Consider the following 16,973-nt stretch of genomic DNA (forward strand, 5'->3'; position numbering starts at 1 on the left):
ACCTCCTACTGGTTTTCCTGAATTTTTCTAAGTCTAAAGTTTACATATGGTGCAAATTCTAAAAGATAAAAAGACAACGTTAAAATCAAAAAGAGAGTTTTCAACAAAACATTACTTTCATTTATCTTTTTATCTACTATCAATATCAATGATACCACAAGTGATGCTGAAATAATAAACAGCAAAGGAAAAAAATATGACAAAAAACTAAACGTAATAGAAAATATTATGTAGAAATAAAAAATTATTTTATTATTTTCGGATATATCTGGAATTTTAAGACACCATTTCCATAAAACTATGATATAACCAAGTAGTCCAATAAAAAATATGGTATTCGACACAAATATATTTTTTAGAACAAAACTAAAAAATAAATTTGATGAAAAACCTATTGAAAAAAGAATAGAAGAAAATACCACCAAATCATCGCTTGGCAACTGATTTGAAAATAACTTTTCTAAATTTTTTTCCATAAATTGGAGGTATACCTCCTGTCCCCCCCTTCAAATTAAAACTGACCTATAACAATCCCAAATACCTCGGGACCTGTATGTACTCCAACTGCTGCACTAATCTGGGCGATATCCTTTATATTAAAATGCTCAATTAGTCTATCTAAATATTTTTTGTATTTTTGGCTTCCATATCCGGCTAATATATATGGTTTTTTTATCCCCTGTTTTTTTATAAAATCCTCACCAAGTTCAATTATCTTGTCAACTACACCCGAAAATTTCCTATCTTTTGCAACCAATTCTACAGTTCCATCACTATCCACACTCAAAATGGGTTTTATTTTTAATATTCTACCCAACAGTGCTTTTGCCTTACCTATTCTTCCTCCTTTTTCTAAGTATTTTAAAGACATTACCCCAAAAAGAAGTTTCGTATTCTTTCTTAACTCATCAACAAGCTCCTGGGTAATCTTTACACCTTTTTCCAAATAATGAACAATTCCTCTATATAGCACATACAATTCAACACTAGCACTTTTTAAATCCAAAACAGTTACTCTATCCTTATACGGGGCACTAATTGCTTTAAACATGTTGTATGTTCCACTTAATTTACTAGATATGGAAAGCATATATACATGTTCATAGCTTTCCAATAATTTTTTTAACAAATCTTCCGTTTCCTTTGGATTTGGCAATGAAGTAGAAAAAGTTTCTGCCTTATCTAGCATGCCGTAAAAATCATCAACGGTCAAATTTTCCTTATCAATATACTCTCTACCATCAATATACACTCTTAAAGGTGCATAAAAAATAGGATATTTCAATTCTACATCGGGTTTATCAAAAGATGAATCAACAATAAATGCAACCATTTCCTATCCCCCCAAATACTCATGAGGATTTATTTCATCCTTAACATCCTCTGTTATTATTATAACATTTTCACCATCACAATGTAAAAAACCATCATCAACTATATACTCAAATTTTTCATCGTTTTTTTTTGCAATTACTTTATCTACTTTTAACTTTGCTATAATCGGAGCCCTATCCTTTAAAATTCCCATTTCTCCCACTTCTGTTCTTACGGTAACAATATCTACTTCTTTATCAAAATACAAACCATTTGGATAATATATCTTTAGGCGCAAATTCTTCACCTCCAAAAAATGCGTGAGCAAAATTGCTCACGCTTTTTGTAATTTTTTGGCCTTTTCAACTGCCTCATCTATAGTACCAACCATGTAAAATGCCATTTCTGGTAAGTCATCATGCTTTCCATCTAATATTTCTTTAAATCCTCTTATTGTCTCACTAACTGGCACATATTTTCCAGGAATATTACTGAATTTCTCAGCAACGTGCACAGGTTGACTCAAGAATCTTTCTATCTTTCTGGCCCTTTGAACTATTAGTTTATCCTCTTCCGATAGTTCTTCCATACCAAGAATTGCAATGATATCTTGCAAATCTTTGTATCTTTGCAATACTTCTTGGACACCTCTTGCCACTTCATAGTGTTCCTGACCCACTACATTAGGATCCAACATCTTTGAAGTAGAATCTAATGGATCCACAGCAGGATAAAGCCCTAAAGCTGCTCTTCTTCTTGACAAAACTACAGTAGCATCAAGGTGAGTAAATGTTGTAGCAGGAGCAGGATCGGTAATATCATCAGCGGGAACGTAAATTGCCTGCACCGAAGTAATTGATCCCTTCTTTGTGGAGGTAATCCTTTCTTGAAGTTCTCCCATATCCGTCGCAAGGGTGGGTTGATATCCCACTGCAGATGGCATCCTTCCAAGAAGTGCTGATACTTCACTACCAGCCTGAACAAACCTAAAAATATTGTCTATAAATAACAAAACGTCCCTTCCTTCAACATCTCTAAAGTACTCTGCAATAGTCAACGCAGACAGAGCCACCCTAAACCTTGCCCCAGGGGGTTCATTCATTTGTCCAAAAACCAACACGGTATTGTCAAGCACTTCCGCTTCTTCCATGTCCAGGTATAATTCGTTACCTTCTCTTGTTCTTTCACCAACACCGGCAAACATGGAAAAACCATGGTGCTCAATTGCTATATTCCTTATCAATTCCATAACCAAAACAGTTTTTCCAACACCTGCGCCACCAAAAAATCCTATTTTTCCACCCTTTGGAAACGGAGCAAGAAGGTCTATAACCTTTATACCTGTTTCCAATATCTCAACCGATGTGGATTGTTCAGTAATGGATGGTGGAGTTCTGTGTATCGGCCAATATTCTACATTTTCAACTTTTTCCAATCCATCAATTGGCTCACCTATAACGTTAAACATTCTTCCCAAAGCACCTTTTCCCACAGGAACTTTTATAGGTTCACCTGTATTTATAACTTCAAGACCTCTCATTAATCCATCTGTAGTGTCAAGTGCAACTGTTCTTACAGCGTTATCACCTATGAGCTGTTCAACCTCTAAAATAAGCTTTTTACCAGTTTGAGGATTTACAACCTCTAAAGCATCATATATATCTGGAAGTTCCTCCTCATCAAATTGAACATCCACTACAGGACCTATTACTCTTAAAATCTTTCCTTTAGATTTCTTTGACACTTTATCACGCTCCTTTAAGATTATTCCTCTTGCAATGCTTGAGCGCCAGAAACTATTTCTATAAGCTCCTGGGTAATCGATGCTTGCCTTTCTTTGTTGTATTCAAGTGTTAATTCTCTGATCACCTCTTCTGCATTTTCGGTTGCATTTCTCATTGCATTTTGTCTTGCATATAACTCACTTACTTTCGTTTCAAAAGCATACGAATATATACTAGTCGCTACCATGAATTCCACTGCTTTCTTTGTTAACATTTCTATATCTGGCTCAAATTCATACCTTGAAGATTTTACACCTTCAAAAGTTATTGGTGTTAATTTAACAATTTCTGGTTTTTGGATCAACCTATTTTTAAACTTTCCATATGCAACATAGATAATTCCAACTCCATCGTTTAGTAAATCATTAGTCAAAGTTTTAGAAAAATCAAAATTAGGAATATCGTATGCACGTTCGTATATTCTTCTTGTTTTTGGATGTTTTCTAAAAAACGGAATACTTTTATTACCTATAGCGTAAACATACTCTATCTGTTCTTTCTCAATAAAATTCAAAGATGCTCTTCCTATTTCAGTGGGAAATGCCCCGCACAACCCCATATCTGTTGATATAACGATTAACGCCTTTTTCCCATTCCCCGTTAAGAATGGATGTTCGCCTATAAGCTCTATATTCTTTATCATTCTAACGGTTTCATCCAAAAACTCCCTTACACCCTGTAAACTTTTTTCTATTTTTTTTACCCTTGCAGTAGCCACCATTTCCATGGCTTTTGTAATTTTTTTCAAAGACTCCGTTGCTTGGACCCTTTTCTTTATTAAAAGTAATTTACCCCTACTCATTTAAATCACTTCCCGTACACTTTCACAAATTCATCTTTGAATTCTTCTATGGCATTTTTCAACTCTTTTTCCGTTTCTTCATTTAAATCTTTTGTTTCTTTTATTTTGTTAAGCAATTCTTTTTTGTTCTCCCTTAAAAATTGTAAAAGTCTCTTTTCGAATTCTTTAACTTTTTCAACTTCCAAATCGTCTAAATATCCATTTATACCTGCGTATAACACAACAACTTGATCTTCCACCTCAAGTGGTGCGTATTGCTCTTGCTTCATTAACTCCATTAACCTTTGACCTCTTGTAATCTGTGCCTGCGTTGCAGGATCAAGTTCCGTTGCAAATTGTGCAAATGTTTCTAATTCTTGATATTGTGCAAGATCAAGTTTTAGAGATCCTGCTACTTTTTTCATAGCTTTGACTTGTGCGGCTCCACCAACACGAGATACTGAAAGACCTATGTTTACCGCAGGTCTCTGTCCTGCATAAAACAGAGATGGTTCTAGATAAATTTGTCCATCGGTAATTGAAATGACATTTGTTGGAATATAAGCAGAAATATCATTTGCTTGTGTTTCTATAATTGGAAGTGCAGTTAGTGATCCACCACCATATTTATCATCAAGCCTTGCGGCTCTTTCAAGTAATCTAGAATGCAAATAAAAAACATCACCAGGATACGCTTCACGTCCAGGTGGCCTTCTTAGCAAAAGTGAAAGCTGTCTATACGCAACTGCATGTTTTGATAAATCATCGTATATCACAAGTGCATCTTTTCCATTGTACATGAAATATTCTCCCATTGCACATCCTGAATAAGGAGCAATATACTGCAAAGATGCATTATCAGCAGCACTTGCAACAACTACAGTAGTATACTCCATAGCACCTTCTTCTTTTAGCTTATCTACTAAACGTGCAACCGCCGATGCTTTTTGTCCAATCGCCACGTAAATACAATAAACACCTTTTCCCTTTTGATTGATAATTGTATCGATGGCTATAGCAGTCTTACCAGTTTGTCTGTCTCCTATTATTAATTCCCTTTGCCCCCTACCAATTGGTATAAGGGCATCAATTAATTTAATACCAGTTTGTAGAGGAGTATCAACTGGCTTTCTATATATAACACCTGGCGCTTTCACTTCAACATCTCTATATTCCGTTGTATTGATTGGGCCAAGACCGTCAACTGGCACACCCAAAGGATTTACAACCCTTCCCAACAATTCTTCACCAACTGGAACCTGCATGATCTTTTTTAATCTTTTTACCGTGTGTCCTTCCTTGATGTCTTTGTAATCACCTAATATAATTATCCCTACATTATCCTCTTCTAAATTAAAAGCAACACCAATTGTACCCGTTTCTACAAATTCTACCATTTCATTTGCCATAACGTTATTTAATCCATATGCACGGGCAATACCGTCACCTACTTGTATAACCTTTCCAACATCATCTAAATTTATCTCCTCTTTAAAACCCTCTATCTTTGATTCCAATACTTTTACAATTTCTCCGGGATTTATTCTCAAAATGTCACCCCTTTCTCAAGGAAAAAACTTCCCTTGCAATCTTATTGAGTCTTCCACTAACCGAGACATCAATCATTTTTCCCGCAAATTCAATTACCGCACCTGCTATAAGTGTTTTATCCACTTTTTCTTCAATAACTGGTGTTCTATCTACATACCTTTTAACAAACTCTTCGATAGCCTTTTTCTCCTCATCAGAAAGTTTATCAGCACTCTTTACATCCACTAATATCTTATTTTCAATATCTACAGACGCGTACTTGTAATAAACTACCATTTGCGGAATAAATTTTTGCCTCTTATTTTCAAAAATTAGAGAAACAAAATTTAGAAAAATATCATCACTGTATTTATCCAACGCTTCCTTAATAACACTCACTTTTTTCCAAACCTTCACCGTTGGATTATCAAAAAAACTTCTATAATTCTCATAAACAATATCCAAAACCTTTAAAAACTGGCCATATTCTTCCAATTTATTTAATTTTTTTCCAATTTTCAACAATGCACTAACATATTTTGAAGCAATAGTAGAATACCTCATTTTTCCTTCTCCTTTAACATTTTAATAAGGTATTCTCGTTTTGCCTTCTCATCCAATGTCCCTTTTAAGATCTTCATAGCAAGAACCACTGCTACTTCACCAACTTTTTGCTCGACTTCTTTTAACATTTCTTCCTTTTCCCTTTTTATTTCTTCTCTTGCAGCAGTAATTATTTTTTCTCCTTCAAATTCTGCTTTTTTCTTTGCATCTTGTACTATTTTTTCTGCTTCTTCTTTGGCTTTGTTTATTATAGAATCTGCATTTTCTCTCAATTTTCTCAATTCTTCTTGTGATTGTAATTTTAATTCCTCTGCTTCTTTTCTCAATTGCTCAGCTTTTTTTATTTCTCCTTCAATCTTTTCCTTTCTTTCATCCATAACTTGAAAATACTTATCGTATAAAAATACTTTTAAAACGTACAAAAGCAACAAAAAGCTCATCAGTTGAATTACTGATGTCAAATTGATTTCAAACATATCCATAAATATCGCCTCACATTATAAGGTAAGAAGTATAAGAAATGCAATTAAAAGTGAGTAAATTCCTGTAGATTCTGCAACTGCGTCTGCAATCAACATACGTGTAGTAATTGTTCCAACCATCTCAGGTTGTCTTGCCATTGCATCCATTGCATGAGCACCTATGTTACCTTCACCTATACCAGGTCCAATAGCACCGATACCCATTGCCAATCCTGCACCAATTGCTTTTCCCATTATAACTAATGCATCTGCCAAGCTCTTTTCCATAACTACCAACCTCCTTATGATATTTTTTCTGAAATATATGCCACCGCAAGCATTGAGAATACCAAAGCTTGAACTAAACCAACAAAAATTCCAAAATACGCCCAATAGAAAACTGGCATAAATAGATATTTAACTAGATATGTCAAAATAAATGTTAAAATAGCTCCTCCACCAATATTTCCAAACAACCTCAAAGAGTGTGAAATAGGTTTTGCAAGTTCTCCTATTATATTCATAGGCAACATTATAGGCATAGGCTCAAGCCATGATTTTAACCAACCACCAAAACCTTTTGCTTTAATCGCAAAAGCATGGCTTATCACAAAAACCATTAACGCATATGTTAAATTTGTATTTAAATCCGCAGTGGGTGAAAACCACGTATCTTGGAAAAGGGTAAACTTAACGTGCCCATCAACTACGTTTACATTAAGTCCTGGCATTGCACCACCGATTATATTCGAGATTGATATATACAAAAATAATGTCGTGGCAATTGCAAATGTGGGCCTAACAAACTTTGGATCATCTATAACACTTTCTACAACCTCATACATAAAATCCATTATGGACTCTGCAAATGATTGTCTTCTGTCTGGAATAACTTTAAAATTCTTCCCCACACGTACTGCAAAAACTATCAATCCAATTATTATAGTCCAACTCATAATAATAGTAAGTGGATTTATCCTAGTATACCACGCTTTTTCATCTGAAAGCTGTATAATCCATCTATTAGCAAGTCCTTTTGTAACTTCAGCTGTATCTTTTGGAACAAAATATAATGCATTTATTATCCCCAAAACAGTATAAATTATCAAAAAAACTACTAGAAACCAACTAATCTTTTTTTTCACTATTTTCACCTCCAATCAGAAAACCCACTATATAAGCTCCTATTTTAACATTTATAAGTCCTAAAAAAACACCTAACAAAGCTAATACTTTCTCTTTAAACAATACACCCACTAGTAGAAAAAGACTTGCAGAAAACAAATATCTTATGTAATAACCCTTTTTAGACCTTTTCTTTAAACCCAAGTTAATTATATCGTAATAAAGAGAAATTACGTATAAAACAGCACCAATTGTACCTAAAACGTAACTAAAAATAAAACTTCGTTCATAATTTGTCAAAATCGTTCCCAGTATCGTACCAATAATTCCCAAAATTATTATAACATTTACATAACTTTTAATCACCTTTTTCACGTCTGTCTACCTTCTCAACCTCTTTTAGCATCTGCCTTATGGCATTGTACAATCCCGAAATCGCGCCAAAAAAGAGAAATATGATAGTAAATAATTTTTCCGTATTAAAAATCTTATCCAAAAAATTTCCAATAAAATATGAAATTATTACATTTCCAAGGATAGTTGCACCAAATATAGTTACCAAATTCAACTTATTTAGTTCTTTAACTATATTGTTTTTCTTCATACTACAAAGATATCTCTTGGAAGACTTGACAAAACTTCACAACCATTATCTGTTAACAATATATCGTCTTCTATCCTAATTCCAAATTTTTTTGGAAGGTATATACCAGGTTCTACTGTAACAATGGAATTTTTCGGAAGAGGTTCTCTATTTGTAAAACTTAATCTAGGTTCTTCATGAACCTCCAAACCAATACCATGTCCCAAAGAATGTCCAAAGTATTCGCCATATCCTTTCTCAGTTATATAATTCCTTGCTGCTTTGTCAATTTCCGCACCAGTTAACCCTGCACGTGCTATTTCGATGGCCTCTTGTTGTGCTTTCATAACTATGCTGTGTACATTTTTTACCTCATCACTTGGTTCTCCTATACAAAATACACGCGTTAAATCACTTGCATACCCATTAAAATACGCTCCCCAATCCACTACCACTGGTTCTCCAATCTCAATTTCTTTATCACTTGCTATACCATGCGGGAGTGCTCCTCTCCAACCAGACGCTACTATAGTCTCAAATGAAAACTTATCTCCGCCTAATAATTTCATTTGATATTCCAAATATGCTGCAACTTCTTTTTCTGTAATCTTCGGTCTTACTATTTCTAATGTCTTTTTAAAAGCCTCTTCTGCAATATATACAGCTTTTCTAATATCTTCAATCTCACTCTCTGTTTTTACAGCCCTTAATTTTAACAACTCAATTGAAACGTCTACAAATTCAACATCTAAATGTCCTGCTAAATACTCAAAATGTTTCGTCAAAGTCCTATCTTTTTCTATTCCCACCCTATTTACATTCATCTTCTTTAAATACTCAACTATAATATCCAAAAAACGCTTATCTGCCTTGTATTTTACAAGTTCAAACTCCGATTCCATTTTTACCTGTTCCCAATATCTAGAATCAGTAATTATTATCCTTCTATCTTTTGAATAAATTACACCAGAAAAACTTCCAGTAAAACCAGAAATAAACCTTGTAGTAGGTTTATTTGAGCCTTCAATGTTTAAAACTACAAGTACATCTAATTTCTTAGATAACAGTATATCATTTAAATCCATAATTTACCCCCTTTCAAATTCTTGGCGTGCCTGGCGGGATTTGAACCCGCAACCTCTGGATCCGGAGTCCAGGGCTCTCTCCAATTGAGCTACAGGCACTAAACCAATATAATTTTACCACCATTTTTTAAAAATTTATCCACAACATCTTTGAATTTTTCATTTACAATAACCAAATTATACTTTTTTTCAATTGTATCTTCATTCCTGTAAACAAAATTTTTTTCTTTCATATGCAAAAACGCAATGGAAAAATTCCTAGTTAGAGCATCTCCTTTTCTACCCTTAACAGGAGTAACTTCATAGTAAAGTACATCTTCAACATCTTCACAATCAAATTCAACATCTAAAAATTTTTCAAGTACAAATTTCTGGGAAAGTATGGGGTTTTTAATATAGTCCATAAAGATCTGTCTGGCACTAAATGCATCGTCATCTTTTGCATTAAAAGATAAAGCCATCTTGGTGGTTAATCTTTCATCTATTAAAAATACATCTATGCCTTTTCTTTTTAATTTGTAAGCAAATTTTAAAACTTTAAAACTTTGCTTAGAATAATTTCCACTCATGGAAAGCGGTATACCTAAAACTACTTTTTGAAACTTTTCCAACAACTTATTCAATTGCGTGGTATTTACTGTTCCACTTTTTGATATAAAATCACTTCCAATAGCATATCCTGTTTTTTTATCTCCATAATCTAGTGCTAAAATCATATTTCCCCCTAAATATTAAGATAAACATCGTACATCTCTCTTTCCTCGATCATCTTGTAAATATCTTTAATAGATGCATTTAAAAGTGTCATAGTGTATTTTTCAAAATAAGAAAGTTCCAACTCCCTTTCAAGAATTCTAAGTATTTTTTTGTCGTTCTTGTAATCAAGAATTGCATGTTTTAACACCTTTGGAGAAATATTTACATCTTTTGAAAAATCTATAAATTTATTTTTATTATCTATCTTTAAATCATAAAATCTTAAAACTGCTTCTTCTAATCTCTTCTTATCTGGAAAAATTTTCAAAAGATGATTTTTTCTCTTTAAAGCATCTTCACTGTTATAATAAAGTTGCAAGATTACATAAGAATCACCAGATACTGCATCTATTAACTCTTTTATGCTTAACGGAAAATCAAATATTCTAACTTCTGCACCATTTTCTAACATTGAGGGTAATCCATCAGAATTAGTTGAAGAAACCAATTTTTTTATCCTTCTTTTTTTTATTAAACTACTAATCACACACTTTTGAAACGGTTTTAATATAGGACTGTAAAACACCAAATCTTTAAATTCATACCTTCTAGAAATTAGTTTTTCATAAAACTTTGTCACATATGAATAGTTTGAAAACAAAAATGCAATTGAATTAATTTCGTGTTCAATCGTTTTTTTGGAATTCCGCTTATCTTCCAGTCCAAAATTTATCTTCTTTTCTTCGTAAAAAATTGGAATGTTACTTTCAAACTTATACAAACTCGTAACAACAAAATCTTTTTCCCCTAATTTTTTTAATAATTTTTCATATAATTCATACGACAGTGAAGACAAAATCTGTATTTCATTCAAAATTATGAAGTCAAAATCATCTAAAGGAATTTTACCTTCAGTAATCATTATAGGGTTTGTAATAACATGTTTTGAATAATTTCTATTTAATGAGTTAACAAAAGTTATTCCATCAGGTGAATGTCTGGACAAGCTTTCATAAACATGCAAAGCCTCGATATTTGTTGGATTTATCACTAGCGTTCTACCTTTATTCATTAAATAAAGCAAAAAAGCATTCCTAGTCAACAAATCCGATTGCAAAACAAATGGTTTTTCTTTAAAAAGGTACTTTTCAATTCTTTCATACCTTTGGGAAAGTTCACTACTATCCCAAAAATCCCTAAATTCGTCTCCTTTTTGGCTTTTCCAATCGTTTGTAAAGGAATATATAAAGTATTTATCTTTATAATCTTCCTCATACTCAGAAGAAATTTTAAAATCCAAGATATTCAAAAATGGACCAACACCATTTTGTCTTATGTTAGCCACAATATCCAACGAAGTCAAAACCGCGTGAATGGCTGGAATATCATAATAGTTCTTTTTTAAACCAAATCCTATTCCTTCAACGGTATTTTTATTTTTACTCTTTAACACCATTCTTACATTTGCTCCAAAATTTCCAAAGAACCTTATTCTTTCAACCAAATTATTTTTTATCAAAAAAACAGGTTCAGGATTCCCATGTCCAAACGGCTCCAAATAACTTAAAGCCTTTATTACATTATCTCCAACATCATCTAAATCCAAAACAGCGTCTACTTCCAATTTAGAATCCACTTCAAAATGACTGTCACCAAATTTTTTTGAAATCACATCGATAAGCTCGTTAATTTTTTCTTGTCTTATACTAAATCCAACTGCCATAGGGTGTCCACCAATTTCTTCAAAATACTCGGAAAACTTGGAAAGTACTTCCAAAATATCAACACCATCTACACTTCTACCAGAACCCCTGCCAATTCCCTCTTCAAGTGATACAACAAGAGAAGGTTTATTGTACCTTTGTACAAGCTTTGTAGCAACAATTCCTAAAACACCCGCATGCCATTTTTCGCCAGCGACTATCAAAATAGGTAAATCTTTTATCTTTGAACTTTCTATTTTGTTAACAGCCTCTTTAAATATCTTATTTTCTATCTCTTGTCTTGTAAAGTTATATCCCATTAAAATCTCTGCAAGTTGTTCAGCAGACGAAAGATTATTAGTTGTAATCAGTTTATAAGCATCCTCTGCGGAATACAATCTACCTGCTGCATTGAGCTTGGGAGCTAACCTATAACCAATATCTTGACTGGTAATATTTGTAATATTAAGTTTTTTCATCAGTTGCACAAGACCAATCCTATCTGTTTCATTGAGTTTTTTCAATCCTTCTTTTACAATATACCTATTTTCATCTACCAGATCCACCATATCCGCTATTGTTCCAAGTGCAACTATATCCAAGACTTCATTGATTTCTTCATCTTTAAGGTTTAACTTTTGTCCCAATGCAGAAATTAGCTTATACGCCACGCCAACACCCGCAAAGTCCCTAAAAGGATACATTTCATCTTCCCTTTTTGGATCAACAACCGCATGAGCTTTCGGAATTTCATCCTTGATAGTATGGTGATCAGTTATTATCACATACATTCCCAACTCTTTTGCCCGTTCTACAGCTTCAAAACTTGTTATACCACAATCTACACTTAACAACACCCTAAACCCGTTCTTATAGAATCTTTCCACAATTTCAGGTTGTATACCATATCCCTCATCAAGACGATTAGGTATATAGTAATCCACCTTCCAACCATACTTAGAAAGGAAAGACACTAAGGTTGCAGTCCCCGTTATACCGTCTACATCATAATCTCCATACACAAAAACAGGGTACCCTTTTTCACGGGCAAGTAAGAGATATTTAACAGCTTTATCCATATCTTTCAATAAAAATGGAGAGCGCAAATCGTCTTTTGATGGATTGATAAACTTATACGCATCTTTAGGTGTAAGATAACCTCTGGAAACTAGTAATTGCGCTGTAAGTAGAGGAATATCCAATTCCTCAGCCAACTTTTCTGAAAGTTCGGTATTAATTTTTTTCAATTCCCATTTCACTATTCTACTCCTTCCTTTTTTTATTTTTTTACTTTTGTACTTATTTTACCATATTAAAAATATTTTTAGAATAGTGTATAATATAACTATAGTAATATAGTAAGTGTTCCAAGTTCCACCAGCACTAAAGTTCTAATCTAAAAGAACCGCAAAAAAACGAGGAGGTGGAATTATGGGGAACACGTATTATTGGCTTGTACTTCTTGGAGACTCGGAATACCATATTTTACCTATCCTTTTTGTTCCCTCTCAATCACATGTAGATGCGCTCTTGGAAACCATATACAAAAACAAACTAATCAATTTTCAAGTAAAAAAAGTAATGTTTTCGGATAATTTTGAATCTGTTAAAGAGGTTACCATGAAATATGCAAATTAAGGAGTGATTAAATTTGGTTACAAACGGTATTGCATACAACGCTAGGGTAAGGTTTTCGGTTATTGATAGTACAAATATTATCCAAGAGGTAACAAATAAACATTCCCTATCTCCTATCACAGCCGTTGCACTTGGAAGATTGTTAACCGGCGTTTCACTTATGATTCCATGGCTTTCGCAAAACGAAACACTTACTTACATAGTTGAAGGGAGTAACAAGATAAAATATATTGCTGCCCAAGCAAAAAACAACGGAGATGTAAGGGGATATGTTACACCCAAAGTGGTAGAAACTTTTTTAAACAAAGACGATAAATTTGATATCAAAAAAGCAATAGGTAATGGAACTTTAAAAGTTGTAAAGGACTTAGGTTTAAAAACCCCTTATGTTACACCATCCAAATTAGTTAGTGGTGAAATAGCAGAAGATTTAGCTCATTACTTTGCCACTTCTGAACAGATTCCAAGTGCTATAGCTTTAGGAGTCTTAGTGGACAAAAATGGGATTAAACGTGCTGGTGGAATTATTATTCAAATATTGGATAAATCCCTTTCCCAAAAAAGCATTATAGAAATTGAAACAAAATTCAAAGAGATCACTCCAATAACTAACTTTTTGGAAAACCATTCTGCAATAGATGCATTAGAGTATGTCTTTGGTGATAAAATTGAAAAAATAGAAAAACACAACGTCCAATTTAAATGTAGTTGTTCACATGAAAAAGCCATAGATTCAATAAGATTATTAAAAATTGAAGAATTAAAAGAAATTTTAGAAAAAAATGAAGACGTGGAAGTTGAATGTAAATGGTGTAGTACAAAATACATTGTTAAAATTCCAGAGATTAAAAAAATCTTGGAGGAAAAAAATGAGCATCTCAACTAAAGTTACGTACATTGTCACTTTAATTTCAACTACAATTTTAGCTTTGGTATTAATATTTTTGTACTCTACTATAGATTCACTAATGATAAAATCCACGAAAGAAGATTTGCTAAGAACGAATCCAAAGGGACATATGATGCAACCTTTTATGAGAAAAGATATATACATATTAAGGAATGGTATTTTAATTTTGGATCCATATAACATAGGGATTGTTAAAAAAGAAGGAAAAGTAAAAATAAGCGATAGAACTTATTTATTTGTAAAAAAGCAAAACACTATTTTTGGAAAAGATATTACCCCCATTGAAGAATCCATATTAAACATTAAAAAAAAGATCATCATTTTATTTTTAATTTCTATTACATTGATAAGTACACTCACCTATTTTATAACTAAAAAATCGTTAAAACACTTACATGACTTTGTAAATAAGATTTCAAAACTAACAGGAAACGATCTCAACTATAGGTTTATAAATCCACACACCAACGACGAAGTTGAAGAACTCGTTGAAAAATTCAACGAGTTAATGGATAAAGTTGAAAAAAATTACAAATTACAAGAGGAATTTGTTTCAAATGTTTCTCACGAATTAAAAACCCCTATAGCAAATCTAATTGGTTATTCAAAAATGCTACAAAGATGGGGCATGAAAAACAAAGAGATTTTAAAAGAAGGTATTGAAAACATTGTACAATCTGCAAACAAAATGAGAGAATTAGTTGAAAATATGATAATGATTTCAAAAAATTATGAACTTGAAAAAGAACAAATACATCTAAGACCTTTTATTGAAGGTATTATAACAGACAACAATGTGGTAATATCCGGAGATGGTACTATAGAAGCAAACAAAGAAGCCCTGGAAATTGTCATTAAAAATTTGATCAAAAATGCATTAATACACGGAAAACCTCCTGTTGAAATCTTACTTCAAAAAGACAAAATAGAAATTAAAGATCATGGGCAAGGCATACCAAAAGAGCTTAAAGAAAAAATTTTTGAGAAATTTTCAAAATCTAGAACTTCAAAAGGTCATGGATTGGGATTATATATAGTTAAAAAGTTATGCAATCAAATGGGATTAAATATGTATTTAAAAAACTCAACTCATACTACATTCGTTATTGAAAGGGGTGAAAGATATGAAATCTGATATCGAAATCGCAAGGGAGGCAAAGTTAAAAAAAATATCGGAAATAGCAAAGGAAATAGGTATCGATGAAGAATACATTGAACCATACGGAAAATTCATTGCAAAAGTAAATCTAAACTTTTTAAAAAAAATAAGCGAAAGAAAAGATGGAAAACTCATATTAGTAACTGCTATAACCCCAACTCCCGCAGGTGAGGGGAAAACTACAACGAGTATTGGTCTTTCAATGGCATTAAACAAATTGGGAAAAAAATCCATAGTAACGTTAAGAGAACCCTCGCTTGGACCTGTTTTTGGTATTAAAGGTGGTGCAGCAGGTGGTGGATATTCTCAAGTGCTTCCCATGGAAAATATAAACTTACACTTTACAGGAGATATTCATGCTATTTCATCTGCACACAACCTAATATCCGCTGTAATAGATTCACACATTAAATTTGGAAATGAATTAAAAATAAATCCCGCGAAAGTATTCTGGAAGAGAACAATGGATATGAATGATCGTGCACTAAGACAAATCGTTGTAGGACTTGGCGGAAATACAAATGGTCTTCCAAGGGAAGATGGATTTATAATAACCGCTGCATCGGAAATAATGGCGATACTCTGTCTTGCAAAAGACTTAAAAGATTTAAAAGAAAGACTTGGAAATATAGTACTTGCAGAAAGCTTTGATAAAAAACTAATAAAAGTCAGAGATTTAAAAATAGAAGGCGCTCTTACAGTACTTTTAAAAGATGCGATTAAACCAAATCTTGTACAAACAATAGAAAACACACCGGCGTTTATTCATGGTGGACCTTTTGCAAATATTGCTCATGGTACAAATAGCATAATATCTACAAAAATGGCACTAAAATTAGCAGATTACGTCGTTACTGAGGCAGGATTTGCCGCAGATTTAGGTGCAGAAAAATACTTAGATTTTGTCACACAAGTTGCCAATTTCAATGTAAATGCTGTTGTATTGGTAGCAACAATAAAAGCATTAAAATACCATGGTGGGGTAAATAAAAATGATTTGTCCAAAGAAAATGTAGACGCAATGCTAAAAGGTATGGATAATCTAAAAACACACATTGAAAATTTAAAACTCTATAACGTACCAGTAGTAGTAGCATTAAATGTATTTCCAACAGATACCGAAAATGAATTAAAAGCATTTTCAAATAACTGTAACGCTCCACATGCATTTTTAAGGGCATTTCAAATGGGAAGTGAAGGCGCAATAGATCTTGCAATGCTTGTAACTGAAAACATCTCAGAAACCCCACATACACCAATTGTAAATTTCAATATGTCCATAGAGGAGAAACTTGAAACACTTGCAACAAAAATCTATAGGGCAAAAAAAGTTATATACACAGATAAAGCAAAGAGTAAATTAAAATTCCTAAAACGCCATGGATTTGAAAACTTACCAGTAATTGTTGCAAAAACTCAATCAAGTATATCTGATGACCCCAAGAAAATAAACGCACCAAAAAATTATGATTTTACAATAAGGGATTTTGAGTTATCCGCTGGCGCTGGATTTGTAGTAGCTCTAGCTGGTGAAATAATGAGAATGCCAGGACTTTCGAAAATTCCAAACGCAACTAACATAGATATAGACGAAGATGGAAATATAATAGGATTATCCTAAGCTGGTCATACGACCAGCT

Annotated in this window: 19 protein-coding genes and 1 tRNA gene; 4 read left to right on the top strand and 16 right to left on the bottom strand. The window is 32.9% G+C overall.

Features of this window, described 5'->3' with window-relative positions:
* Positions 1-5: 5 nt before the first annotated feature.
* From Y592_RS02550 to recJ, 16 genes are all read right to left on the bottom strand, one after another.
* Entirely contained in the window at positions 6-476 is a 471-nt protein-coding gene (locus Y592_RS02550) for a hypothetical protein (RefSeq protein WP_077288930.1), read from the bottom strand.
* Between the two features lie 35 nt (positions 477-511).
* Positions 512-1,333: a DegV family protein gene (locus tag Y592_RS02555; RefSeq protein WP_075665495.1), complete on the bottom strand. Its 822-nt coding sequence runs from the start codon at positions 1,331-1,333 to the stop codon at positions 512-514.
* 3 nt (positions 1,334-1,336) lie between these two features.
* Complete coding sequence (locus Y592_RS02560; protein ID WP_075665496.1) at positions 1,337-1,612, bottom strand: F0F1 ATP synthase subunit epsilon; 276 nt, start codon at positions 1,610-1,612, stop codon at positions 1,337-1,339.
* 36 nt (positions 1,613-1,648) lie between these two features.
* Positions 1,649-3,058: a F0F1 ATP synthase subunit beta gene (gene atpD / locus Y592_RS02565; protein WP_075665497.1), complete on the bottom strand. Its 1,410-nt coding sequence runs from the start codon at positions 3,056-3,058 to the stop codon at positions 1,649-1,651.
* Between the two features lie 20 nt (positions 3,059-3,078).
* On the bottom strand, positions 3,079-3,900 hold the full coding sequence (atpG, locus tag Y592_RS02570) for an ATP synthase F1 subunit gamma (protein WP_075665498.1): 822 nt from the start codon (positions 3,898-3,900) through the stop codon (positions 3,079-3,081).
* Between the two features lie 5 nt (positions 3,901-3,905).
* Positions 3,906-5,429, bottom strand: coding sequence for a F0F1 ATP synthase subunit alpha (gene atpA, locus Y592_RS02575; RefSeq protein ID WP_075665499.1), 1,524 nt, complete (start codon positions 5,427-5,429; stop codon positions 3,906-3,908).
* Positions 5,430-5,433: 4 nt separating this feature from the next.
* Entirely contained in the window at positions 5,434-5,973 is a 540-nt protein-coding gene (locus Y592_RS02580) for a F0F1 ATP synthase subunit delta (protein WP_075665500.1), read from the bottom strand.
* The gene (gene atpF / locus Y592_RS02585; protein ID WP_088368845.1) at positions 5,970-6,455 is read right to left on the bottom strand and encodes a F0F1 ATP synthase subunit B; all 486 of its coding nucleotides are present in this window, start codon (positions 6,453-6,455) and stop codon (positions 5,970-5,972) included. The genes Y592_RS02580 and atpF overlap by 4 nt, the downstream gene beginning before the upstream one ends.
* 15 nt (positions 6,456-6,470) lie before the next feature.
* Positions 6,471-6,722, bottom strand: a complete 252-nt coding sequence (locus Y592_RS02590) for a F0F1 ATP synthase subunit C (protein WP_075665502.1) — start codon at positions 6,720-6,722, stop codon at positions 6,471-6,473.
* 14 nt (positions 6,723-6,736) lie between these two features.
* Positions 6,737-7,579 (bottom strand): F0F1 ATP synthase subunit A, encoded by an 843-nt coding sequence (gene atpB / locus Y592_RS02595; protein WP_075665503.1) that lies wholly within the window; start codon positions 7,577-7,579, stop codon positions 6,737-6,739.
* Positions 7,563-7,934 carry an ATPase gene (locus Y592_RS02600; protein ID WP_088368846.1) on the bottom strand — a complete coding sequence of 124 codons (372 nt, stop codon included), beginning with the start codon at positions 7,932-7,934 and terminating at the stop codon, positions 7,563-7,565. Before Y592_RS02600 ends, atpB begins: the two co-directional genes overlap by 17 nt.
* Positions 7,918-8,163 (bottom strand): AtpZ/AtpI family protein, encoded by a 246-nt coding sequence (locus Y592_RS02605; RefSeq protein WP_075665505.1) that lies wholly within the window; start codon positions 8,161-8,163, stop codon positions 7,918-7,920. The genes Y592_RS02600 and Y592_RS02605 overlap by 17 nt, the downstream gene beginning before the upstream one ends.
* On the bottom strand, positions 8,160-9,227 hold the full coding sequence (locus tag Y592_RS02610; protein WP_075665506.1) for an aminopeptidase P family protein: 1,068 nt from the start codon (positions 9,225-9,227) through the stop codon (positions 8,160-8,162). Before Y592_RS02610 ends, Y592_RS02605 begins: the two co-directional genes overlap by 4 nt.
* A 22-nt stretch (positions 9,228-9,249) precedes the next feature.
* Positions 9,250-9,326: transfer RNA gene (locus Y592_RS02615), tRNA-Arg, on the bottom strand.
* On the bottom strand, positions 9,326-9,943 hold the full coding sequence (locus Y592_RS02620) for a RuvX/YqgF family protein (protein WP_075665507.1): 618 nt from the start codon (positions 9,941-9,943) through the stop codon (positions 9,326-9,328). Before Y592_RS02620 ends, Y592_RS02615 begins: the two co-directional genes overlap by 1 nt.
* 8 nt (positions 9,944-9,951) lie before the next feature.
* A complete protein-coding gene (gene recJ, locus Y592_RS02625; protein ID WP_075665508.1) occupies positions 9,952-12,885 on the bottom strand; it encodes a single-stranded-DNA-specific exonuclease RecJ in 2,934 nt (977 codons plus the stop codon).
* 172 nt (positions 12,886-13,057) lie between these two features.
* On the opposite strand from recJ, the gene Y592_RS02630 reads away from it, so the two are divergent.
* Genes Y592_RS02630 through Y592_RS02645 form a run of 4 tightly spaced genes read left to right on the top strand, consistent with a single transcriptional unit; the run spans position 13,058 to position 16,954 of the window.
* The gene (locus Y592_RS02630) at positions 13,058-13,264 is read left to right on the top strand and encodes a hypothetical protein (RefSeq protein ID WP_075665509.1); all 207 of its coding nucleotides are present in this window, start codon (positions 13,058-13,060) and stop codon (positions 13,262-13,264) included.
* Between the two features lie 13 nt (positions 13,265-13,277).
* A complete protein-coding gene (gene hslO / locus Y592_RS02635; protein WP_077197966.1) occupies positions 13,278-14,150 on the top strand; it encodes an Hsp33 family molecular chaperone HslO in 873 nt (290 codons plus the stop codon).
* Positions 14,134-15,309 (top strand): HAMP domain-containing sensor histidine kinase, encoded by a 1,176-nt coding sequence (locus tag Y592_RS02640; protein ID WP_075665511.1) that lies wholly within the window; start codon positions 14,134-14,136, stop codon positions 15,307-15,309. Before hslO ends, Y592_RS02640 begins: the two co-directional genes overlap by 17 nt.
* On the top strand, positions 15,299-16,954 hold the full coding sequence (locus tag Y592_RS02645) for a formate--tetrahydrofolate ligase (RefSeq protein ID WP_075665512.1): 1,656 nt from the start codon (positions 15,299-15,301) through the stop codon (positions 16,952-16,954). The genes Y592_RS02640 and Y592_RS02645 overlap by 11 nt, the downstream gene beginning before the upstream one ends.
* The last annotated feature ends 19 nt before the right edge of the window (positions 16,955-16,973 follow it).

It is taken from the genome of Thermosipho sp. 1070, assembly GCF_001682135.1.
Taxonomy (GTDB): domain Bacteria; phylum Thermotogota; class Thermotogae; order Thermotogales; family Fervidobacteriaceae; genus Thermosipho; species Thermosipho affectus.

Excerpts from the sequence above, each read along its gene's own strand:
- Y592_RS02555 (WP_075665495.1), bottom strand. The coding sequence starts at position 1,333 with ATGGTTGCATTTATTGTTGATTCATCTTTTGATAAACCCGATGTAGAA.
- Y592_RS02610 (WP_075665506.1), bottom strand. The coding sequence starts at position 9,227 with ATGGATTTAAATGATATACTGTTATCTAAGAAATTAGATGTACTTGTA.
- Y592_RS02630 (WP_075665509.1), top strand. The coding sequence starts at position 13,058 with ATGGGGAACACGTATTATTGGCTTGTACTTCTTGGAGACTCGGAATAC.
- atpF (WP_088368845.1), bottom strand. The coding sequence starts at position 6,455 with ATGGATATGTTTGAAATCAATTTGACATCAGTAATTCAACTGATGAGC.
- Y592_RS02640 (WP_075665511.1), top strand. The coding sequence starts at position 14,134 with ATGAGCATCTCAACTAAAGTTACGTACATTGTCACTTTAATTTCAACT.
- Y592_RS02550 (WP_077288930.1), bottom strand. The coding sequence starts at position 476 with ATGGAAAAAAATTTAGAAAAGTTATTTTCAAATCAGTTGCCAAGCGAT.
- Y592_RS02605 (WP_075665505.1), bottom strand. The coding sequence starts at position 8,163 with ATGAAGAAAAACAATATAGTTAAAGAACTAAATAAGTTGAATTTGGTA.
- Y592_RS02620 (WP_075665507.1), bottom strand. The coding sequence starts at position 9,943 with ATGATTTTAGCACTAGATTATGGAGATAAAAAAACAGGATATGCTATT.
- Y592_RS02580 (WP_075665500.1), bottom strand. The coding sequence starts at position 5,973 with ATGAGGTATTCTACTATTGCTTCAAAATATGTTAGTGCATTGTTGAAA.
- atpG (WP_075665498.1), bottom strand. The coding sequence starts at position 3,900 with ATGAGTAGGGGTAAATTACTTTTAATAAAGAAAAGGGTCCAAGCAACG.
- Y592_RS02590 (WP_075665502.1), bottom strand. The coding sequence starts at position 6,722 with ATGGAAAAGAGCTTGGCAGATGCATTAGTTATAATGGGAAAAGCAATT.
- Y592_RS02645 (WP_075665512.1), top strand. The coding sequence starts at position 15,299 with ATGAAATCTGATATCGAAATCGCAAGGGAGGCAAAGTTAAAAAAAATA.